A 21647-nucleotide genomic window follows, 5' to 3' on the forward strand; every position below is an offset into this window, starting at 1 on the left:
GCGACGGCGCGCCGCATCACCAGTCTCGCACCGGACCGGCCAGGCGGCGTCGGAAGGGAGCACTTGGTCGCCCGCCTGGGCCGAGGTCGACGCCATCGCGCGGCTAGACCGCGCAGACAGGAGAACCATGAGCGAGTCCGCTGCGGAGCCCCGCACCACCTTCAACGACATGCCCCTAGCCGAACTGGACCCCGAGATTGCCGCCGTCCTCACCGGCGAACTCGACCGCCAGCGCGGAACCCTGGAGATGATCGCCTCCGAGAACTTTGTCCCCCGCGCAGTGCTGCAGTGCCAGGGATCAGTCCTGACCAACAAGTACGCCGAGGGCTACCCCGGCAAGCGCTACTACGGCGGCTGTGAAGTTGTGGACGTTGCCGAGTCCCTGGCCATCGAGCGCGCCAAGGCAGTTTTCGGCGCTGACTGGGCCAATGTCCAGCCCCACTCCGGCGCTCAGGCCAACGCCGCCGTCCTCCACGCCCTAGCCAACGCCGGCGACACCATCTTGGGCCTCTCCCTAGCCCACGGCGGTCACCTAACCCACGGCATGAAGATCAACTTCTCCGGCAAGAACTACCACGCCACCGCCTACGGCGTCGACGAGACCACCCACCGCATCGAAATGGAGCAGGTGCGCGAGACCGCCCTGCGTGAGCGCCCCAAGGTCATCATCGCCGGATGGTCCGCCTACCCCCGCCACCTGGACTTCGCCGCCTTCCGCTCCATCGCGGACGAGGTGGGTGCCGCCCTGTGGACCGATATGGCGCACTTCGCCGGGCTTGTGGCTGCCGGGCTCCACCCCTCCCCGGTAGCGCACTCCGACGTCGTCTCCACCACCGTCCACAAGACCCTGGGCGGCCCCCGCTCCGGCATGCTCCTGTCCAGCCGCGGTGAGCAGTGGGGCAAGAAGCTCAACTCCGCAGTATTCCCCGGCCAGCAAGGCGGCCCGCTCATGCACGTCATCGCCGCCAAAGCCGTGGCCATGAAAATCGCCGCCACCGACGAGTTCCGCGACCGCCAAGACCGCACCCTCACCGGCGCCCGCATCATCGCTGAGCGCCTCCTGGCCGACGACGTCCGCAACGCCGGAATCACCCTGGTCACCGGCGGCACCGACGTGCACCTGGTGCTCGTGGACCTGCGCAACTCCGCCCTGGACGGCCAGCAGGCGGAGGACCTCCTCCACGCCGCCGGGATCACCGTCAACCGCAATGCCGTGCCCTTCGACCCCCGCCCCCCGCGCGTCACCTCTGGCCTGCGCATCGGCACCCCCGCCCTGGCCACCCGCGGCTTCGGCGAGGCCGAGTTCACCGAGGTGGCCGACGTCATCGCCACCACCCTGGTGCGCGGCGCCGCCGGCACCGCCGACGATGAACTGCTAACCGGGCTCAAGCTGCGCGTAGCCGCCCTCACCGAGGCCTACCCGCTCTACGACGGGCTCGCCCAGTGAGAGCCCCCTGGGAAGGCCCCGCCCAAGTCCTAGACGGCAAAGCCACCGCTGCCGTCATCAAGGCCGAGCTAGCCGAGCGTGTAGCTGCTCTGCGGGCGCACGGCATAGTGCCCGGACTAGGCACCGTGCTAGTGGGGGAGGACCCCGGCTCCGTGAAATACGTGGCTGGGAAACACTCCGACTGCGCTGAGGTGGGCATTAACTCCATCCGCGTGGACCTGCCCGCCACCGCCACCCAGGCGGAGATCGAGGTCGCCGTGGACGCCCTGAACGCTGACCCGGCCTGCACCGGCTACATCGTTCAGCTGCCCCTGCCACGTGGAACTGATACCAACGCGGTGCTGGAGCGTATCAATCCAGACAAGGACGCTGACGGTCTGCACCCCACCAACCTGGGGCGCCTGGTGTTGCGCGGAAACGGGTCTATTGACTCCCCTCTGCCTTGCACCCCCCGGGCCTGCATCGAGCTAGTTGAGCGCCACGGCATCAGCCTGGCAGGCAAGGACGTATGCGTGATCGGGCGCGGCGTGACCGTGGGCCGCTCCATCGGCCTGCTGCTCACCCGCAAAGAAGTCAACGCCACCGTGGATGTGTGCCACACCGGCACCGCAGACCTGGCCACGCATATCCGCCGCGCCGACGTCGTCATCTCTGCCGCCGGTAGCGCGGGGATCGTGCAGCCCCAAATGGTCAAGCCTGGCGCCGTGATCCTAGACGTCGGGGTCTCACGTGTGGTGGACCCGGGCACTGGCAAAGGCCGGATCATGGGGGACGTGGCCGACGGCGTGGACCAGGTGGCCGCCTGGCTTTCCCCCAACCCTGGGGGAGTTGGCCCAATGACCCGAGCTTTGCTCTTGGCCAATGTGGTTGAGGCCGCCGAAAGGGCTAAGGGCCCACGCAATGGCTAAACGCGCGCAAGGTGGTTGAGTGCAGGCCTTAGCGCTTGCGCCTGCCTGCGCTAAGGCCTGCTGCCTGCACGCCTGCCTGCTCGTGCCTTGTCGCCTGTCCCCAGTTGACTGGGACCTAGCCGACTACGCCCCTGTTGTCAGAGGTCGTAATCGACCACTAGGGGAGCGTGGTCGCTCCAACGTTTCGCATAAGAAGCCGCCCGGTCCACCGTGGACGCCTGCGCCTTAGCTGCGGCCGAAGGGGTGGCTACCTGGTAGTCGATCCGCCAGCCAGCGTTGTTGTCAAAGGCTTGGCCGCGCTGCGACCACCAGGTATAAGGCCCCTGCACGTCTCCGGCCAGTGACCGCGCCACGTCCACCCACCCTGAAGCGAACCAGCCTTCCAGGTGTGCAATCTCCTCATCCAGCACCCCGGAGACCTTGTTGTGGTTTGGCTTCCAGTTCTTAATGTCGCGCTCCGAACGCACCACATTCAGGTCCCCAGCCATAACGACGCCGGGCCCGCCCGCAGCCTCTGCCGCCAACAGCTCAGCCATACGGGCATCAACCAGCTCAAAATGAGCTAATTTCTGGTCCAACTTGGGGGTGCCCACCTGCCCCGAGTGCAGGTACGCGGAGATAACCGTCAGCGGCGCGGCAGCCCCAAGCACATCGACTTCCAGCCAGCGCCCCGAGTCCACATCCGGTTCTTCCGCCCCTGCGGCTACACCCAGGCGCTGTTCCCCGAAGGACAGGCCACTTCCCGCACGTAGGGCCACCGCTACTCCGGCGCGCCCCTTAATGCGACAGGGCCAGACCAAAGCCTCATAGCCGGGTAGCAGTGCCGCCGCCGTCTCCTCATCAGCCCGCACCTCTTGCAGCAGCAGGACATCTGGCTGGCAGGCCTTGACCCAGGAGTCCATGCCCTTGCGGGCAGCGGCCCGAATCCCATTCACATTCACGGTCGCGATACGCATGGGCTGAGACTACTGGTGAGGAGCTGGGCAACACGCCTGCACCTGGCAGGCGACCAAGGCTCAGGCCAGGCGGCCAGCCGGGGCACTAGGCAGAGCATCTAGGAAGGCCGGAGCCGTAAAGCCCTGCTCTGCATAGGCGGCCACCACCGCCCGAGCGACGGCGTCGACGGCGTCGGCGTCAACGAGGGCAATCGCACTGCCACCAAAACCGCCACCAGTCATGCGCGCCCCGTGCGCCCCAGCGGCGCGCGCGGCCACCACCGCCACATCCAATTCAGGGCAAGTGACCTCATAATCCACCCGCAAGGACTCGTGGCTAGCATCCATGAGGGCGCCCACGGCAGCCAGCTTGTCCCCAGCCAGCGGGCGGCCATCGCGCAACAACTCCACTAGGTCACGAGTGCGTTGAATCTCAGTGACCACGTGACGGGTACGGCGCACGAGCACCCCCGCGTCTTCCGCAGCGCTAGCCGCCAGGCGAGCCAAAGCAGCCTCCAACTCGGTCACCTCCAAGTCGGCCAGCAGACCCACCCCCAGCAGGGCAGCTGCCTGCTCACAGGCGGCGCGACGAGAGGCGTACTGCCCATCCACCAGCGAATGCTTGGCCTTTGTGTCGATCACCAGCAGGGCCAAACCATCAGCAGCCAAGTCAAAGGGCACTTGCTGCACCTCACCGGTGCGGCAATCCAATTCCAGGGCGTGCCCGGCGGCGCAGCGCAGGGAAGCAGACTGGTCCATGCCGCCAGTGGGGGCGCCAGCCATCTCATTCTCCGCACGGATGCAGGAGGTGACCAGGCGGGCCCGACCTGCGTCATCAGGTTCCTCCACGGTGCCTGCCAGGTCCAGCCCGCAGACATCGTTGAGAGCCACCGCGGTAGCACATTCCAGGGCTGCGGAAGAGGACAGGCCGCCGCCTAAAGGCACGCAGGAGTACAGGGCGGCATCAAAGCCACTGACCGGCCCCAAGCCGTCTTGCTCCAGGGCCCAGGCCACTCCAGCCACGTAGGCGTTCCAATGGCGCACCTCCCCAGGACTGCCCTTGGGGCCGATAGCATCCAAATCCAGCACATCCACGCTGTCCTTGGTTTGAGGTGAGACCAGGCGGATGGTGCGGTCCTCCCGGCGGCGCAGGGCCAGGTGCGCCCGATGTGGCAAGGCGATAGGTAGGGCCAAGCCACCGTTGTAGTCGGTGTGTTCGCCAATGATGTTCACGCGTCCCGGTGCGTACCAAACGCCGTCAGGCTCAGCACCGAATGTCTCGCGGAAGAGCTCGGTGGCGGCTTGCGTGCCCTCAGGAGGGGTGAGTGCGGGGGAGAAACTGGGGGCGGCGCCGGCGGCGGTTCTCGGCGTGCTGTCGGGGCGAGTCATCAATGGCTCCTTATGGCGCTGGTCCGGTGTGATGGTGCGAATTGCCTGGTGGCGAAGATAGAGGCAGGGCAGGGTAGAATGGGGGCAGTCAGGGTGCAACTATCAGCGTGGTGCCAGCTTCGTCGAGAGCAGTTACGGTGGCCTCGTCCGGCTGGGCGTCAGTGACCAGCACCCCGATCTGCTCCGTAGGGCAGAAGGTCCGCAGCCCCAGGACGCCCCATTTAGAAGCATCCAAGCAGGCCACCGTGGTGCGGCCTGCCGTAACCAGGGCCTGGTTGGTGGCAGCTTCCCGCAAGCTGGGGGCCATCATGCCGTCAGAGGGCTCGAAGCCATGCGCCCCCAGGAACACCCACTCCACCCGTAGCCGTGCCAAGGCGTCGTTGGCTATCAGCCCCACCATGGCGTTGGAGCGGGTGCGTTCTCCACCAATCAGCAGCACGGACGGGGCCTCGCGGGACTCGGCGCGGGCGGCGTCGGCAGCGTCGAAGAGCAACTGCGCAGCGGGCAGGGAGTTGGTGATGATGGTCAGGGTGGCCAGGTGCTCCAGCTTGGTGATGGCATTGGCGACGGCGAGGGTGGTAGTCCCGGCAGACAGGGCCAGTGAATCGCCGGGGCGGACGAGGGCTGCCGCAGCCGCACCAATACGGGCTTTGGCCTGAGGGTGCAGGGTGGTCTTGGAGGTGAAGCGGGGTTCGTTGGTGGTTGAGCCGGCTGCGACGGCGCCACCGTGCACCCGTTCCACCAGTCCTTGGGAGACCAGCTCGGTGATGTCACGGCGCACGGTCATCTCTGAGATGCCTAGGGCTTCAACCACCTCAGCCACCCGGATGCCACCAGTGGCGGCCACCCGTTCCAAGATGAACTCCTGGCGTTGGCGTGCGAGCATGGGGGTAGCTTGAGGGGCGGAAGAGTGTGTCACAGAGACGATTCTGCCAAAGATCGCTCATGTGCAGACGGTTTCGCGCAGATGCGCACAAGATCTTTTGCGGATCTGCCGCAGCGCCAGCCGCTCGTAACGGCGCAAAGCAAGCGGCGCTGGCATACTTCCAGACGAGCCCCGAGGTCTGGAGGCCCCATGAGCAGCTCAACCGCTCACCCAGCGGATTCCCCCAAGGTTCCCAAATCTGTGCAAACCCCGCCAGCGCCCAAGCGCGCCACCGACCTGGCTGGACTACAAGCCAAGCTCAAAGAGCTGCTGGCCTGGGCCCAGGAGACTCGCCTCGCCCGTGCCTTTAGCCGCTACGGCACCGCTCACGGTGCCCTGTTGGCAGGCGGCATCGCCTACACCGGCTTGTTCTCGGTGTTCGCGGCCCTGGCTATCGGCGTCACCGTGCTGATGGCCGGGCTGGGCTCCCACCCCACCCTGCGGGATGCGGTGCTCAAGGGAGTCGGCCAAAAGCTGCCAGGGGTGATCGACAACGGTGACGGCTCCGGCCTGGTTTCAATTGACCAGCTCACCCTCGACTCAGCCCTCAACCTAGGCTCCATCATTGCCATGGTGCTCCTGCTGCTCTCTGCTCTGGGGCTTATGGGAGCGCTGGCTACAGCTCTGCGCGCCATGTTTGGCCTGGCCCAGTTGCCGCGCAATATTGTGGTAACGCAGCTCTTGAACCTGGCCGGGTTCGTGGTGCTGCTGGTCAGTGTGGTGGTAACCGCCGCCGCCTCTATCGTTACCGGAGCGCTCACTGAACAGGTCAATACTCTCCTCCACCTGCCCGCCTTTCTCTCCGGTTGGGGCACGCGGATTCTCAGCTTGGCAGTGGCCTTACTGGTTGACGCTACGGTCTTTGCTCTGCTGATAAGGCTCTCCGGTGTGCGCGCTCCACGCCGCGATCTAGTGTTGGGCTCCCTCATGGCGGGCTTCGCCTTTGGGCTGGTGCGGGAGGCGGGCACCAAAGTCGTGGGTTCAGTGGCTAAGAACCCACTGTTGGCATCCTTCGCCGCGATCATCGTGTTGGTCCTGTGGATTCACCTGGCTGCCCGTATCACCTTGCTGGTGGCTGCCTGGATCGCCAACCCACCCAAACCGCGGGTGGTGGGGCATCCCGCTGAGCTGCGCACTTCAATGCGCCCCAACTACGTGACCCTCTCCGTGCCCGAGACCCTGACCTGGCCACGCCAGTCCCTCACCGGAAACCTGGACGTGGACCCCACCCTCAACCCCAGCTACGTGGCACCGCCGGTTGCCGCCGAGCCCAGCCCACGTCACCCTCGCGGTCTGCGTGGCTGGTGGGAGCGACGCCGTTTTGCAGCCGCCACTGCCCGCTATGAGAAAGCCCGCCAGCGCTACTACCTGCCGGTGGAAGCGCCGGGAGTGGGCTTCGCGGCGGAAGTGGGCGCCACCAAGCCCCGCAGAGGCCGCGGCTCGCCGAACCGTGAGCGCACGAAGCCTTCTCCCAGCCGTGCCAGCTAGCCTGACAGGGTGAATGCAGTTGCAGCGCCCCAGGTACCCCTCATCCACGCGATCATCCCCGCTGGCGGGGCCGGCACCCGGCTCTGGCCGCTCTCGCGCCGCCACCACCCCAAGTTCCTGCTGGACCTGACTGGTCAGGGCCGCACCCTGCTGCAGGGCACCGTGGCGCGGCTAGCTCCGCTGACGGTTTCCACCACCATTGTCACGGGTACTGCTCACGTGGAGGCCGTCTCCACGCAACTGCCCGAGGTGCCTGCGGAGAACATCCTGGCTGAACCCAGCCCCCGCGATTCCATGGCCGCTATTGGCCTGGCCGCCGCGGTGATCGCCAAACGGCACGGCCCGGACACGGTGGTGGGCTCCTTCGCCGCCGACCAAACCATTCTTGACGAAAGCGCCTTCCAGGACGCCGTGCGCCAGGCGGCCCTGTTAGCCCAGGAGGGCTGGGTGGTAACTATTGGTATTGAGGCTAGTGGCCCCTCCACCGCCTTCGGCTACATCCGCTCCGGGGAGGCTTTAGACGTGGCTGGCGCCCCCGCTGGCCGCCGCGTCTTGGGCTTCACTGAAAAGCCCGACGCCGCCACCGCCGCCAAGTACCTGGTCACCGGTGACTACCGTTGGAATGCGGGCATGTTCGTGGTTAAAGCCGGAGTGTTGTTGGAACACCTGCGCCGTCACCGCCCCGCCCTCGCCGCCGGTCTGGAGGTGATCGCCACCGCCTGGGACACGCCCTCACGCACGCAGGTGCTGGAGCTGACTTGGCAGGGCTTGGAGAAGATCGCCATCGACCACGCGATCGCTGAGCCCGTGGCCGCTGAGGGCGGCGTCGCGGTGGTGCCCGCCGCTATGGGCTGGAACGACGTCGGCGGTTTCGAGGCGTTGACGGGCCTGGTGGCGGCAGTCCCCGATGGGGCGGCCGCCGGGGTGGCGGTGCTGGATGAAGCCGAGCAGGGCGGCCCGGCTGCGGACGTGGATGCTGTGGGCAGCCGGGGCGCGTTAGTGGCTTCGACCACGGGGCGTCGTGTGGTACTGCTCGGGGTGCCCGGCCTGGTGGTCGTGGACACTCCGGACGCGCTGCTGGTTACGACGCCGGAGCGCGCCCAGGAGGTCAAGGGTGCCGTGGAGCGTCTGGCCGCCGCAGGCCGGGATGAGCTGCTCTAGCCCGGTTCCGTCCCCCGGTGAGGTGTTCCCGCCACCCGAGAGCGGTCCGGATCGCCGCAGCCGCCCGGCACGCCACCGCACAGTGCCGCATAACCTTCAGGAGTCTGCAAATGAGTGCCGCATCCAGATTGCCGGCCGCCAGGGCCCAAGCCGTTTTGCGCGGTCGGGTGGTTAATTCGCGTCTGCGCGTCGAGACGACCGGGGGCCTTGGCGCGGTCACCATGACGCAGCAGGACGGCACCACTTGCGGTGCCACCAGTCTGCTCGGCGCGCACCTGCTGCTCGGTGGCACCCTGCCAGGCGGGCCAGCTGCCCGCGCCGCCACCTCGAAGGTCTCTCCGACTCCAGCTGCCGCGCTGGCGGCGCCTCGACCAGCAGCCGAGGTCGTCGCAGCTCTGGCTTCGCTCCAGCAGCATCTCCAGAGGCGCCTTAACCGCAGTGCCACGGGCGGGCGCGCCCCGCTGCCGTGGACGCGGCACCTCGGCTCGGCGCCTTGGGCGGTCGCCGCCGAGATGACGCGTGTAGTGCGCGCGCATCGCCCCAATGCCGCCGACTACCGCCTGCATTGGGTGCGGGACACCGGAGCCGAGTGGTCCGACGCCGTCGCCCGCCTGCGCCGCCAACTGGCTGCTGGGCTCCCCGTAATTCTGCTCACCGGTGGGCCGCTGCGGCAGGCTCCGGCTGAAACTACCGGATTAGTTGCGCGCCTCAGCGCCGTGGTCTCGCGGACACCTTCGCTGCCGCGCCACTATGTGCTGGCGGTGCCGTGGGAACTGCTGGGGCAGGGCGATCCGGGTGCCGGGCAGGTGCCGATCTATGAGCCATCCGCAGGCTCTGTCAGCACCTTGGATCTGCTGGCACGGCGCGACCGGCGTGGCACTGGTCCGCGTGAACTCGGTTACTGGCCCAGCGTCCTGGGGGTCATCGCCCCCGCTGCCCAGCACCCGCCGCTGGGCCGTCGGGGGAGAGCTGAGCCGCTTATACCCGCGTAAGGCGGTCGGAGTGCGAGGACGTGCCCGCACTCCGACCGCCTCAGTTGACGTTCCCGGGGCGGGAGGTCACTGCCGGGTGCGCCTGGGCAACCTGGTCAGGGACAGGCCGATGACCAGCGCGGACAAGGCCAGCAGCGCGGTCACGGACAGGCTTGAGCTCACTCCCGTGCGTGCCAGAGGAGTGGAGGGACCGGCCGGGGCCGCCTGGGTGTCGGCGCCCGCTGGGGTCGAGGGCGTGGCGCTGGGGTGGGGGGAGGGGGCGTACCCGGGCCCCTGCGGCTGTTCACCGGGGGTCTCTTGGGGGCCGGGGGTGTGCCCGCCGTCGTCCTCGCCCATGGGGGGCTGCTGGGCGTCCCCGGGCTTGACCACTGTGGCCAGCACATGGGCGGCGTGCACGGCACCTTCCTCACCGTCGTGGTCATGGACCACGCCGTCGCCACCCACGGCCAGGGTGGGGGCGCCCAGGTGGTTACCGACGAAGGCCACCGCACGGCCTGAGCGGGAGCGGGGGCTGGGTGAGGCGATGGTGCGCAGCTCCGCACCCAGTTCTGACAAGGAGCGCGTGGGCGCGGAGAAGGCACTGACGGGGAAGAGGTAGGTGGCTCCTGCTCCCTGGGACGCCCCCTGGGCGCCGACGGCCACCAAGGTGGTGGTGCCGGGGGCGGTCAATGCGTCCACCGCGTAGCCCGTAGAGTCCCCCGGGGCCGGGCCGGTGATGACTCGGGCCTGCGGATCCTGTTGTGAGGCCGGGTTGACGTGCACGGTGGCAGGCAGCTGGGCCGCGCCGCGCACCAGCACCACTCCGCCAGTGGTGGTTCCTACGGCATGCCCGCCGTCGAAGCCGATCAGCAGGTCGTTGAAGCCGTCGCCGTCAGCGTCACCGGCGGGGGCCACGGAGGCGCCCACGCCCAGGCGGTAGGAGGCTGCGGGGTCCATCTCCAAGGTGCTTCCCTCAAATCCCTGGGACATATCCAGGCGGGCACCGGTTCGCACCCCGGTCAGTAGCCAGGCTCGACCGGGAACTACGTTCGTGTCGGAGGCGTGGGTGTAGTCGCTCAGGACGAAGTCCTCGTGCCCGTCGCCGTTGACGTCCCCAACCCGGTCGAAGGCGGTGGCCAGGTTGCCGACGGGGCTGATCACCCGGGCGAGCAGGTCGGTGGGCTCGGCCAGGGGATTGCTGAGGTCCACCGGGGTGCCGCCGGGGTGCCCGGCCACGACATAGGCGATGCCCCGGTCGGTTCCTTGGCCGGGTGCGGGGGACAGGGCCTGGCGGGAGTTCGTGAGTACTACTGCGAGGTCCGCCAGGCCGTCTCCGTTGAGGTCCCCGGCGGGGGCCAGGTGGGAGGCGGGGCTGCCGGTACTGGGCAGCTGCACGGTGAAGCCGTGTTCGGGCGCCAGGTTGCTCAGGTTGGCCTGACCCAGCTGCGGACCGCCGTACAGCACCCAGGCCCGGCCCATGGTGTGGGAGCCGACGGCCAGGTCATCTATGCCGTCCCCGTTGGTGTCTCCCAGGCAGGCCACGGACAGGCCGACGGTGGCGTCGTCCCCCGCCTCACCGGGCTCTGCGGGGCCGTTGACGTAAATGACCTCAGAGCTGGGCAGGGCGGTGCCGGGGGCGCCTGCGGGCACCACTACCAGGCGGCCGGTGACGTTGTGCACCCAGCCGTGGTTGGGGGTGTCCGCGTAGTAGGGGTCGAAGCGCCACACGGAGCGGGTCAGCTCGGAGGTGATGATGTCCGGGCGGGAGTCGCCGGTGACGTCACAGCTGCCGCGCGCGATGGTTGAGCCCAGGGAGTTGCCGTACTCACCCAGCCAGGACTTCTGTTGCGCGGTGTTTATCGGTTGCAGGGCCGCTGGGGGCGGGGTGATGGCGGGAGGCTGGGGGCGGGGGGTGTCCTTCGGTGCGGGGGTTCCGGGGTTGTCGGAACCGGGAGGCTCGGGGGAGGGGGAAGGAGATTCGGGGTTGCCGAAGAGGTCATCCAGGTCGTCGTAGTCGCTGGCCGCTGCGGGTGCGGTGGCGGTCGGGGAGGCCGTGGCGGTCGGGGCCAGGCTCAGGGACAGGGCGAGCAGACAGGTGCCGAGCACCATGCCGGGGCGAAGGGAAGTCATTGAGGCCTTTCAGAGTGGTTCTTCCGAAGTAGTGCCCAAACCCAGGGGAGGGGTTAGGCGAGGCTAGCCTAATCGATACTCGGCAGGGTTTATTCCGCGAGTGTCCGCCCTCACCTGCGCCTACCCGTGTGCGCGGGGTTTCGGAGTTGCGAATTTCGGGATATCGAAAATAGTCTGTGCTCATGTCACTTCACTTCGTTTCCGCCCGTCGCACCGTCGTTGCGCTGGCCGCACTCAGCTCGGCCAGTCTGGTTCTGGCGGGCTGCGGCACCAGCACCAGCAGCGCCGCCAGCACCATCAAAGTGGTCGCTTCCACCACCCAGGTCTGCGACTACGTCAGTCAGCTCGCCGGCGGCGGCCAGGACCTGGCCCTCACCCGCACCGGTGCCGATGGCTCCACCAAGGAGCTCGGCGCCGACCCCGCCAAGGCCAAGGCGCACCTGTCCCTCACCTGCCTGCTGGCCCCCAACGCCTCCGCCCACGAGCACGACATGACCCCCGCCCAGTCCAAGGCCCTGGCGGAGGCCGATCTCTTCCTGGTCTCCGGCGTGGACCTGGAGCACTTCCTTGACGCCGCCATCAGCTCCGCCGGCTTCAAGGGCAAGCTGGTGGTGACCTCCGGCGTGTACGGTGCTGCCGACGTCGATGACCTGGCCGCCCAGCAGGCCAAGGAGAAGGACCTGCCCTACAAGGTGGAGCGCGGCTCCGCGAAGGTGGAGGTCGCCAAGTGGCCCTTCCCGCCCGAGGAGGGCGAATCCGAGCCCGAGTTCCGGTTCGACCCGCACGTGTGGACCGCACCCAAGAACGCCATCACCCAGGTGACCAACATCGGTCAGGCCCTGGCCGATGCTGCCCCCAGCTCAGCTGAGCTGCTGCGCCAGCACACCAAGGAGTACACGGACCGTCTTACCGAGTTGGACGCCTGGGCCCGCACCTCCCTGGAGTCCGTGCCCGCCGACAAGCGCGTCCTGTTCACCAGTCATGACGCCTTCGGCTACTTCTCCAACTCCTACGACGTGAAGTTCCAGGGCGCCGCCCTATCCGACTTCAACGCTCAGCAGGACGCCACCGCCCAGAAGATCCAGTCCACTGCTGACGAGGTCAAGGCCTCCGGGGCGGTGGCGATCTTCGCGGAGAACTCCAATAACCCCAAGGCCGTCCAGAAGGTGGCTGAGCTGGCGGGCGTCAGGGCCGTCATCGGGGACGAGGCCCTCTACGGCGACTCCCTGGGTGACCCCGGCTCCGACGGTGAAACCTACATCGGTTCCATCCTCCACAATGTCACCAACCTGGTCACCGCCTGGAACGGGACCGTGGCCCCCGTCCCGGACAGCCTCAAGACCTGGACTCCCAAGCAGGTGGTGGCCAAGTGAGCATCCGCCCCGTCGTCGAGCTGGAGGACGCCGCTTTCGCCTACGGCACCACCCCGGTGCTCACCGGTGTGACCGGCAACCTCCAGCCCGGCGAGGCGCTTGCCCTCGTGGGCCCCAACGGTTCGGGCAAGACCACTCTCCTGCGGGCACTGCTGGGCATGGTGAGGGTTCACTGCGGAACCGTGCGCGTGGCCGATTGCCCCCCCGGAAAGGCGCCGCGCGGCACCCTCGGTTATGTGCCCCAGGTCACCGACCTGGATCCCACCTTCCCGGTCACCGCTCTCGATGTCGTCCTCATGGGCACCTACCCGCGCCTGGGCCTGTGGCGCCGCCCCGGCCGTGCGGACAAGACCCGCTGCCTGGAGGCGCTGGAGGCCGTTGGTTTGCGCGACCGCGCCCGACTCCGCTTCGGCACGCTCTCCGGCGGACAGCAGCAGCGAGTCCTGGTGGCTCGCTGCATCGCCGCCCAGCCGCGCCTGATCCTGCTAGACGAGCCTTTTAATGGACTAGACCAGCCCAACCGGGATGCGCTGCTGGCCATCATTGCCAAGCTCAAGGCCGACGGCGTCGCCGTGGTTGTCTCTACCCACGATTTGGTCCTGGCGCAGGAAGTCTGTGAACAGGTGGCCTTGCTGGCGGGACGGCAGATCGGCTTCGGGCCGCGCGAACAGGTGCTGGTGCCTGAACTCATCCAGCAGGCCTACGGCGGGCTGGGCTCAGACCAGCTCATCGGCCTGCATCCCCAACCCCAGCTTGTGGGGGTGGCTTGAGTGCAGGCACTCATTGAGCTGGTGGCTGAGGCTGTCGAGGCACTGCGGCTAGTGGCGGTGCATATCCCTGGCCTGAGCCCCCTGGCCCAGGCGCCGTACTTGTTCCGCCCCTTGATTATGGTGCTGTTGCTAGGTGTGGTCTGTGCCGTGGTAGGCACCTTGGTCAACTTGCGCACTGCGGAGTTCACGGCTGAGGCTCTGGTGCACGCCGTCTTCCCCGGGATCGTGGCCGGTGCCGTCTACGGGGGGATCGACTCGATCGTGCCCGCCGCCAGTGCCGTGGCCGTGGTGGCAGCGGGGGTGCTCACCTGGGTGGCGCACCGGGCTGGGCGCCGCAACGCTTCTGAGGCGGGCACGGCCGTGGTCCTCACCGGCTTCTTCTCCGTGGGCATCGTCCTGTCCTTGGCCAAAGGGGACTTGTCCGGACAATTGGAGGCTCTCATGTTCGGGCGCCTGCTGGAGGTCACAGACCTGCGTCTCACTCAGGCGCTGGTGATCTGCCTGCTAGCGCTGCTGGCGGTAGGACTCACCTGGAAGGAGCAGGTGGCTTATGCCTTCGACGCGACCGGGGCCCGGGCGGGCGGTACGCGACTGCTGGCCTTGGACCTGGTGTTGAACCTGGCCGTGGCAGCAGTTGTGGTTTCTGCGGCGACGGCGGTGGGCACGCTGCTGGTGATCGGATTCCTAGTAGTGCCTGGGGCTGCCGGGCGGGTGCTGGGCCGGCGGGTGCGTTCCATGGTGCTGGTGGCCCTAGCCGTGGGCGCTGGGGGCGGCTACCTGGGCCTGCTGCTTATGACACTCCCGCTGCAGCGCCCGGTCTCCCCACAGGCCAGCGTGGCTCTGACAATGACGGTGATCCTCCTGCTGGCTGCCCTTTGGGCCCAACTGTCTCCGGTGATTGGGCGGAAGCTGCGGCAAGGACACGGAGCACAGTCGGCGGTTGACGGCGTCGAAGGGCGTATGGCTGCCAGCGGCGTTGCGGAGCCGAGGTTATGAGTACTGGACTGAGTCATAGCTTCGCCATGAGCTCTAGCGTGAGTTGGTCACTGCTAGGGCTGCCCACCCTGGAGGTAGCGCTTATGGGAGCGCTAGCTGGTCTGGTGGGGGCACTAGCCCTAGTGCACCGGCGCGTGTTCCTGACCGAATCCCTAACCCATGCGACCTTCCCAGGGGCGGTGGCGGGGGTGGTGATTGCCGCCGCCATGAGTCAGGCGCTGATGGGGGAGCGGGCCGGCTATGAGCTGCTAACCCTGGCACTGCTAGCGGGGGCCGTGGCCATGTGCCTGCCTATGATCGGACTGACCCGGTGGCTAGCGACTATTCCGGGGCTATCCGCGCAGTCCGCCGCGGGAATCGTGCTGACTTCCGGTTTTGCGCTCGGCTACCTGCTGGTCAAATGGTTCGCCCCCTTGCCGCTGAAGGTTGACAGCTTCCTGGCAGGTTCGGTGCTTAACGTCTCGCGCCTGGACGTATGGGTGACTGGCGCAGTTCTGGCTATTGCCGTGCTGGTCTGTGTCGTGGGTGGGCGGCTCTTGACCTTCTATGGATTCGACCCGGTGGGCTATCAAGCCTCCGGGATGCGCGCGGCGCCCTGCGAAGCAGCCGTGCTGGGGCTGATCTGTTTGACCATTGCGGCGCTGGTCCCCGCCGTCGGCACGATTCTGCCGATCGCACTGGTGGCCGCCCCCGCAGCGGCACTGGCACGTTGGTGCACCAGCATGCGCACCCTACTGGTGGGAGCAGCCACCTTGGGGACGGTAACCTGCTTGGTGGGGTTAGCCGCAGGGGTGATGCTGGAGCTATCCGTGGGCGGAGTTATCGCCCTGGCCTGCGCTTTGGTGTACGCGGGCTCTGAGGCAGTGGCAGCCTGGCGCGACTGAATCCGAGCTTAGGAGCCAACGCCAGGGGTCAGGAAGAGACCCCAAGAAGCCCACGCAGATCCTCCCGAATGGCCTCCAGCCGGGAAGCAGCCTCCTGACGCACTTCCGCCACGGGCCGTTCACCCACCGGCAGCACCACTTCGCAGTAGCACTTGAGCATAGCTTCGGTGCCAGAGGGACGTATCACCACGCGGTCCTCGGTAGCTGTGGTCCACATGAGCCCGTCAGTCGGGGGCAGATTGCCACCAATGCCGTCACTGAGGCCATCGAGCAGGTCCAGGGACTGCACCACCGGCGAATCGCCCAGGCGGGCAGGCGCCCCACCGGCACGCAGCCGTTCCATGGTCTGGGTGAGGCTGATCGGGTCCTCCATGCGCAGGCCCAACTGCGAGGTGGCGTGCAGCCCGTGGTCCCGAGCCAGCCGGTCCAGCAGATCCAGCAGGCTTCGCCCCTGCTGCTTGAGACAAGAGGCAAGCAGCGCTACACGTATGGCTGCGGAGATGCCGTCCTTGTCATGAACGGCATCAGGGTCCACGCAGTAGCCGTTGGCCTCCTCATAACCAAAGACCAGGTCCGGCACGCGGCTGATCCACTTGAAGCCTGTCAGAGTGCGCCGATGCCCTAAGCCATGGGCGTGCGCGATGCGTTGCAGCAAGCGGGAGGAGACAACGGAGGTGGCCAGCACGCCCTGCCCCGTAAAGGCCGCCAGCTCAGCTGCCAACTCACCGAGCAGAGCGCCCAGGTCGTCACCAGTGAGCTGCCGCCAGCCGCTCGCAAGGCTTGCGTCCGGCACCGCCACCGCGCAGCGGTCGGCGTCAGGGTCAGTAGCAATGACTAGGTCTGCCTGAACTTCACGCGCCATAGCGATAGCCAGGTCCAGGGCGCCTGGCTCCTCCGGGTTGGGGAAAGTTAGCGTGGGGAAGTCGGGATCCGGCAGCGCTTGCTCCGGCACCAGGTGTACGTCAGCAAAACCCACCCGCCCCAGGGCATCGCGGCAGATTTGCCCACCTACACCATGCATGGGGGTCAGCACGATTCGCAGCGGTGCACTGGCCTGCGCCCGGGCGCATTGCACCACGCGAGCGATGTATTCCTCCACCAGCTCCGGGCCGAGCAGCGTCCAGCCGGACTCGCGCATCCGCAACTCACTCAGGGGGCCGACGGCGTCGATTCGCCGGGTGATCTCCTCATCATAGGGTGGCACGATCAGGGCGCCCTGGCCCGCCCCGGTGATGGCGCGGCCCCCCAGATACACCTTGTAACCGTTGTCTTGGGCGGGATTATGGGAGGCCGTCACCATCACACCCGCGTCCGCCTTCAGCCGGCGCATCGCAAAGGCCAGCACGGGGGTGGGGCAGTGCTCATTGAACAAGATCGCGCGGCCGCCTGCGCCCTGCACCACCGAGGCGGTGTCTAAGGCGAACTGGTGTGAGCCGTGGCGGGCGTCGTAGCCAATCACCACTATGAAGCCTTCTCCCACCATCTCGCGCAGATAAGCGCAGAGCCCGGCGGCGGCCCGGATGACCACGGCGCGGTTCATGCGGTTGGGGCCAGCCCCTAGGCGAGCCCGCAGTCCGGCCGTGCCGAAGCTCAAGTTGCAGCGGAAAGCATCGGTCAGAGTGGCGGTGGCCTCCATATCACCGGACTCGTGCCGCTCCAGCAGTCCACGTAGCTCGGCGCGGGTGGCCTCGTCTGGATCTTGATCGATCCAGGCGCGCACGGCACCGGTGTCAAGGACAGCCGGGATAGTGGAGGTCATATTAGAGACGGTACCGTGCTGAATACCGGAGAAACCGGCAGCATGACGCCCCTCACGGGTGGTAACGGCCACAAGCGCGGGCTTTGCGTTCCAGGTGCGGCCTCAGATTGTTTGATTCATAGGGCTGTGCCTATAGGTCTTTGGCCCTACCCTGGCCATATGAGTGACGCCGTCGTTCCCAGCCAGCTTCAATCCGACGCCGCCCCAGCCACTGGGCCCACCACCCCTCATCCGGCACCAGCTGCCTCAGCTAACAGCGCCCCCGGTCCCGCCGCGCTGCCTTCGGAGGCCTCGCCTGTGCGCCAAGGCATGCGCGTGCTCATCCTCGGCGGCGGCCCTGGCGGTTACGAGGCGGCCCTGGTGGCCGCCCAACTCGGCGCCCAGGTCCGCCTCATTGAGGAACATGGCATGGGCGGGAGCGCCGTCTTGACCGACGCCGTGCCTTCCAAAACCCTCATCGCCACCGCCGAATGGCTGCGCAGCGTGGAGCAGGCCGGAGAACTCGGCATCACCCTGGCGGGCGCCGCCGATGGCATCAGTGTGGACCTGGCGCAGGTAAATGCCCGCGTGCGCGCCTTAGCCGCTGAGCAGTCCCGCGACCTCAGCTACCGCATGGCCCAAAAAGGCATTGAGGTGCTGCCCGGACGCGGCCGCCTAGGTGCCCTAGACGAAGCTGGCGTGCGCACGGTCCACCTCACCGCCCCAGACGGCACCACCACTGAACTCCAAGGTGAGCTGGTGCTGCTGGCCACCGGCGCCCGCCCGAGAGAACTGCCCGAGGCCAAACCGGATGGCCGCCGCATCCTCAGCTGGACCCAGCTCTACAACCTTGACACCCTGCCGGAGCACCTGATCGTCGTCGGCTCCGGTGTAACTGGTGCGGAGTTTGCCGGCGCCTACCTGGCCCTGGGCTGCCACGTCACCCTGATCTCTAGCCGCGAGCGCGTCCTGCCTGCCCTGGACGCAGACGCCGCTGAACTGGTGGAAGCGAGCTTTCTCAGCCGCGGAATGGAGATCCTCTCCGGAACCCGCGCCGAGGCTGCCCAGGTGGTGGGAACTGGCAGCGACGAGCGTGTGGAAGTGCGTCTAGCCGACGGGCAGGTGGTGCACGGCTCCCACTGTCTGATGGCTGTGGGCGCCATCCCCGCCACCACAGACCTGGGTTTAGAAGCAGCCGGGGTGGCCCTGAGTCCCTCCGGGCATATCCGCGTGGACCGCGTCTCGCGCACCACCGCCTATCGCGTTTACGCGGCCGGTGACTGCACTGGCGTATTCCCCCTGGCTTCGGTGGCCGCCATGCAGGGGCGCATTGCTATGCGCCATGCCCTGGGCGACGCCGTCGCCCCCTTGGAGGTGGACACGGTCTCTCAGGCGGTGTTCACACTCCCAGAGATTGCCTCGGTTGGCATCAGTGAGGCTCAGTTGGCGGAGTTCGACGCCGTGGCCACCGCCGTGCCGCTGGGGCGCAATGCGCGTGCCAAGATGCTGGGGCTCAAAGAGGGTTTCATGAAGCTGTTCTCGCAGCGCCGCACCGGCGAGGTGCTGGGCGGTGTGGTGGTGGGCAGCCGCGCCAGTGAGCAGATCCTGGCGGTCACTCTGGCAGTGACGCACCGGCTCACGGTGGAGCAGATGATGAATGCCTTCTCTGTATACCCCTCCTTGTCAGGCACGCTCACAGAGGCGGCCCGCCAGCTGCACGTGCGTTAAGCGCGCCGCCGCGTATATCCCGCAGGGTCTAAGGGCTTAGGACATGATGACCTCATGTCCACACGAGAGACCTACCGCAAGGGACCGGTGCTGCTGCGCGGCACCCAGATCCCCTCATCCACCACCGATGCCCGCCTCCTGGCCCGCCCCGGCCAGTCCGCTTGGCTTCACGCCGACCCCTGGCGGGTACTGCGCATTCAGGCGGAGTTCGTGGAAGGCTTTGGGGCGCTGGCGGAGATTGGTCCGGCTATCTCCGTCTTTGGTTCTGCTCGCACTAAGCCTGAAGCCCCGGAGTACGCCGTCGCTGAGCAAATTGGGGCCGGTCTGGCCCGGGCTGGCTACGGCGTCATCACTGGGGGTGGCCCCGGCATGATGGAGGCCGCCAACAAGGGGGCGCAGCAAGTCGGCGGGCTGAGCGTAGGCCTGGGCATTGAGCTGCCACATGAGCAAGGCATGAACGAGTACGTGGATCTGGGTGTGCACTTCCGTTACTTCTTTGCTCGCAAGACCATGTTCCTGAAGTACTCCGATGGCTTCGTGGTGATGCCAGGTGGCTTTGGCACCCTGGATGAGCTCTTTGAGGCCGTCACTTTGGTGCAGACGCAGAAGGTCTCTCACTTTCCTATTGTCTTGGTGGGACGCGAGTTCTGGGGTGGCCTGGTGGCTTGGATCGCGAGTGTGCTCCTGGAGCGCGGGGTGATTTCCGCAGGGGATCAGGAGTTGTTACACGTGGTGGATACCGCTGCGGAGGCGGTGCAGGTGGTGGTCAGCCGAGCCCAGTCCATGCGTGCCGCTGAGGCGGCTGCTTCGGGCCAGTCGGCTCCCAGCCCTAACTTGGACTTTTCCGAGGCCGACGGCGTAGGCATGTGACACGGTGCTCCGTAAAGAGCACACTTCGCCCACGGCGTGATTGTGCAGCCTTTGGCAGAGATTGTCGCAAAAGGGAGCAGCCGGGGTAGCGGCTTGATTTCAGCCCATTCTCAGCGCATGCCCAGCCCACCGGTGTGGCCTGGAGTATTCCTGGGCGGGCTGGTGTGCTGGGCAGGGCAGGTCTTGCGTCACCACAACCCTGACTTTTTACCTGCGGTGCCTTAGAATAAGCACGATTACGCGGATACGTGACCGCGTGCAAGCTTAGGAAAGGGGAACTCATGGCTGCCATGAAGCCCAGGACCGGTGACGGGCCGCTGGAAGTCGTCAAGGAAGGTCGCGCCATCATCATGCGCGTTCCGCTTGAGGGTGGCGGTCGGCTCGTCGTCGAGATCACCCCAGATGAGGTGAAGGCCCTGAGCGAGGCTCTGGCCACCGTGAAGATCTGACCCACTAGCGTGGAACCTGCCACCTTCGGGTGAATGAGGGGCCGGACTCCAGTACGGAGTCCGGCCCCTCATTTGACTCATGAAAGCCCTTAGGGCTCGGGCGATGGGCTTCAGATAGTGCGGGTGGCCACCAGCAGACCATCACCCACCGGCAGCAAGGTGCTCATCAGGTCCTCGCGCTCGCGCAGTTCTTTGCCAAGTTCACGCACGGTCACGGTCACCGGGTCGCGGCGGGCCGGGTCGGCCACATGGTCATGCCACAGCATGCGGGTAACCACCAGGACTCCTCCGCGGCGCAGCATCCTAAAGGCGCCTGGCACTAGGCCGGGGGCCTCCGCAGGTTCAGTGTCCAACACCACCATGTCGTAGGAGCGCTCCGCCATACGCGGCATGACGTCGGAAGCGCGGCCTTGGATCAGGCGAATCCGCGAGGAGCCAAAGCCTGCGGCCATAAAGCTCCGCCGAGCCTCACGCTGCAGTTCAGGGTCCAGGTCGATGGTGGTCAGGACGCCGTCTGGGCCCATGCCGCTTAGCAGCCAAAGGCCGGAGGTGCCGGTGCCGGTGCCCACCTCTGCAATGGACTTGGCGCCAGTGGCCGCAGACAACATGCGCAGTGCGGCCCCCGTACCAGGGGAAACCGGGTTGACTCCGAGCTCCAAGCCACGCATACGGGCGGCGTTGATGGCCTCGGTCTCCTGAGCGAACTCCTCCGTGTATGACCAACTGAGGGTCTTGTCAGAGCTCACGGTGAGCCCCCTTCCATAGCAGATGCGATCTTGCCGCTAGGGCCATTGTTCCAGGTGCTTGCGCCCAAAGGCGACAGGGGCTCACAGCGTGTGGGGCCAAGTATGCTGTGCGGGTGTTCGGTTTTTCCGGGGGAGAGTTTCTCCTGATTGTCATTGTGATCGCCGTGGTGGTGGGCCCCAGTCGGCTGCCTGAGTACACGCGCACGCTCACGCGCCTGGTCAAGCGGCTGCGGGTCTTTATTGAGAGCACCAAGGAGCAGATCGCTGAAGAGGTGGGTCCCGAACTGGCCGATCTGGACTTCTCCGAGCTAGACCCGCGCCAGTACGACCCGCGCAAGATCGTGCGCGAGGCGCTAGGCGATGACATTGACGCCATCAAGAAGGATCTCACCCAGCCCTTCAAATCCGTTAAAGAGGCAGCCACTGAGGCCTCCGGCTCAGCCGTCAAGGAAGCCCAGGAGATCAATGAAGCGGACCGTGCCAAAGGCACCCTGGCGGAGCGCATTGAGGCCAAGAAACAAGAAGCCAAGGCCGCCCGCGAACTGAGCACGGTGGAGGCTGCCGGAGCAGCAACTGCGGCCTTCGTAGCCCAGCGTGACGCCCAGGCAGCTAAGGAGGCAGCTGCCAAGGAGCAGGCCGCCCAGAGTGAGGATCTCCAGAATAAGGACGTCCCGGAGCAGGCCGCTCTAACCGCAGCGGAGCCTGAGGTCACCGAAGAGACCACCCAGACCGGAACCCC

19 protein-coding genes are annotated in these 21647 nt (G+C 67.0%); 13 read left to right on the forward strand and 6 right to left on the reverse strand.

All coding sequences use genetic code 11. The annotated features are described in order from the left end of the window. Positions 1–127: 127 nt before the first annotated feature. Positions 128–1447 (forward strand): serine hydroxymethyltransferase, encoded by a 1320-nt coding sequence (gene glyA / locus DR039_RS05465; protein WP_111836370.1) that lies wholly within the window; start codon positions 128–130, stop codon positions 1445–1447. Next, the gene (locus tag DR039_RS05470) at positions 1444–2355 is read left to right on the forward strand and encodes a bifunctional methylenetetrahydrofolate dehydrogenase/methenyltetrahydrofolate cyclohydrolase (protein ID WP_111836371.1); all 912 of its coding nucleotides are present in this window, start codon (positions 1444–1446) and stop codon (positions 2353–2355) included. The genes glyA and DR039_RS05470 overlap by 4 nt, the downstream gene beginning before the upstream one ends. A gap of 137 nt (positions 2356–2492) precedes the next feature. Here DR039_RS05470 and DR039_RS05475 read toward each other — a convergent pair whose 3' ends face one another. The 3 genes from DR039_RS05475 to DR039_RS05485 all read right to left on the reverse strand — a co-directional run bounded on the left by DR039_RS05475 (position 2493) and on the right by DR039_RS05485 (position 5565). After that, complete coding sequence (locus DR039_RS05475; protein ID WP_111836372.1) at positions 2493–3311, reverse strand: exodeoxyribonuclease III; 819 nt, start codon at positions 3309–3311, stop codon at positions 2493–2495. A gap of 60 nt (positions 3312–3371) precedes the next feature. Next, positions 3372–4679, reverse strand: a complete 1308-nt coding sequence (gene galK, locus DR039_RS05480) for a galactokinase (protein ID WP_111836373.1) — start codon at positions 4677–4679, stop codon at positions 3372–3374. An 88-nt stretch (positions 4680–4767) separates the two neighbouring features. Beyond that, positions 4768–5565 carry a DeoR/GlpR family DNA-binding transcription regulator gene (locus tag DR039_RS05485; RefSeq protein WP_111836374.1) on the reverse strand — a complete coding sequence of 266 codons (798 nt, stop codon included), beginning with the start codon at positions 5563–5565 and terminating at the stop codon, positions 4768–4770. A gap of 189 nt (positions 5566–5754) precedes the next feature. Between DR039_RS05485 and DR039_RS05490 the strand changes: the two genes are divergently transcribed. From DR039_RS05490 to DR039_RS05500, 3 genes are all read left to right on the forward strand, one after another. Then, positions 5755–7092, forward strand: coding sequence for a YihY/virulence factor BrkB family protein (locus tag DR039_RS05490; RefSeq protein ID WP_111836375.1), 1338 nt, complete (start codon positions 5755–5757; stop codon positions 7090–7092). Between the two features lie 9 nt (positions 7093–7101). Then, positions 7102–8253, forward strand: a complete 1152-nt coding sequence (locus tag DR039_RS05495) for a mannose-1-phosphate guanylyltransferase (RefSeq protein WP_111836376.1) — start codon at positions 7102–7104, stop codon at positions 8251–8253. A 110-nt stretch (positions 8254–8363) separates the two neighbouring features. After that, complete coding sequence (locus DR039_RS05500) at positions 8364–9245, forward strand: hypothetical protein (RefSeq protein ID WP_111836377.1); 882 nt, start codon at positions 8364–8366, stop codon at positions 9243–9245. 66 nt (positions 9246–9311) lie between these two features. Here the strand turns inward: DR039_RS05500 and DR039_RS05505 are convergent, their stop codons facing one another. After that, the gene (locus tag DR039_RS05505) at positions 9312–11354 is read right to left on the reverse strand and encodes a VCBS repeat-containing protein (RefSeq protein WP_111836378.1); all 2043 of its coding nucleotides are present in this window, start codon (positions 11352–11354) and stop codon (positions 9312–9314) included. A gap of 182 nt (positions 11355–11536) precedes the next feature. On the opposite strand from DR039_RS05505, the gene DR039_RS05510 reads away from it, so the two are divergent. The 4 genes from DR039_RS05510 to DR039_RS05525 are packed head-to-tail and all read left to right on the forward strand — an operon-like array spanning position 11537 to position 15377. Continuing rightward, positions 11537–12727, forward strand: coding sequence for a metal ABC transporter solute-binding protein, Zn/Mn family (locus DR039_RS05510; RefSeq protein ID WP_111836379.1), 1191 nt, complete (start codon positions 11537–11539; stop codon positions 12725–12727). Next, a complete protein-coding gene (locus DR039_RS05515; protein WP_229116824.1) occupies positions 12724–13497 on the forward strand; it encodes a metal ABC transporter ATP-binding protein in 774 nt (257 codons plus the stop codon). Before DR039_RS05510 ends, DR039_RS05515 begins: the two co-directional genes overlap by 4 nt. After that, on the forward strand, positions 13498–14493 hold the full coding sequence (locus DR039_RS05520) for a metal ABC transporter permease (RefSeq protein ID WP_111836381.1): 996 nt from the start codon (positions 13498–13500) through the stop codon (positions 14491–14493). Positions 14494–14519: 26 nt separating this feature from the next. Beyond that, positions 14520–15377 carry a metal ABC transporter permease gene (locus DR039_RS05525; protein WP_111836382.1) on the forward strand — a complete coding sequence of 286 codons (858 nt, stop codon included), beginning with the start codon at positions 14520–14522 and terminating at the stop codon, positions 15375–15377. 28 nt (positions 15378–15405) lie between these two features. On the opposite strand, the gene DR039_RS05530 is transcribed toward DR039_RS05525, so the two are convergent. Next, positions 15406–17136: a phospho-sugar mutase gene (locus DR039_RS05530; RefSeq protein ID WP_111836429.1), complete on the reverse strand. Its 1731-nt coding sequence runs from the start codon at positions 17134–17136 to the stop codon at positions 15406–15408. A gap of 159 nt (positions 17137–17295) precedes the next feature. Between DR039_RS05530 and DR039_RS05535 the strand changes: the two genes are divergently transcribed. From DR039_RS05535 to DR039_RS05545, 3 genes are all read left to right on the forward strand, one after another. After that, complete coding sequence (locus DR039_RS05535) at positions 17296–18843, forward strand: NAD(P)H-quinone dehydrogenase (RefSeq protein ID WP_229116825.1); 1548 nt, start codon at positions 17296–17298, stop codon at positions 18841–18843. A gap of 54 nt (positions 18844–18897) precedes the next feature. After that, on the forward strand, positions 18898–19713 hold the full coding sequence (locus DR039_RS05540; protein ID WP_111836383.1) for an LOG family protein: 816 nt from the start codon (positions 18898–18900) through the stop codon (positions 19711–19713). A 281-nt stretch (positions 19714–19994) separates the two neighbouring features. After that, on the forward strand, positions 19995–20162 hold the full coding sequence (locus DR039_RS05545) for a DUF3117 domain-containing protein (RefSeq protein ID WP_111836384.1): 168 nt from the start codon (positions 19995–19997) through the stop codon (positions 20160–20162). Between the two features lie 110 nt (positions 20163–20272). On the opposite strand, the gene DR039_RS05550 is transcribed toward DR039_RS05545, so the two are convergent. Then, positions 20273–20908: an O-methyltransferase gene (locus DR039_RS05550; protein WP_111836385.1), complete on the reverse strand. Its 636-nt coding sequence runs from the start codon at positions 20906–20908 to the stop codon at positions 20273–20275. Positions 20909–21021: 113 nt separating this feature from the next. Here DR039_RS05550 and DR039_RS05555 point away from each other — a divergent pair. Further along, positions 21022–21647 (forward strand): twin-arginine translocase TatA/TatE family subunit (locus DR039_RS05555; protein ID WP_172458360.1); only part of this gene is annotated, 626 nt, incomplete at its 3' end.

Source organism: Actinomyces bovis (assembly GCF_900444995.1).
Classification (GTDB): domain Bacteria; phylum Actinomycetota; class Actinomycetes; order Actinomycetales; family Actinomycetaceae; genus Actinomyces; species Actinomyces bovis.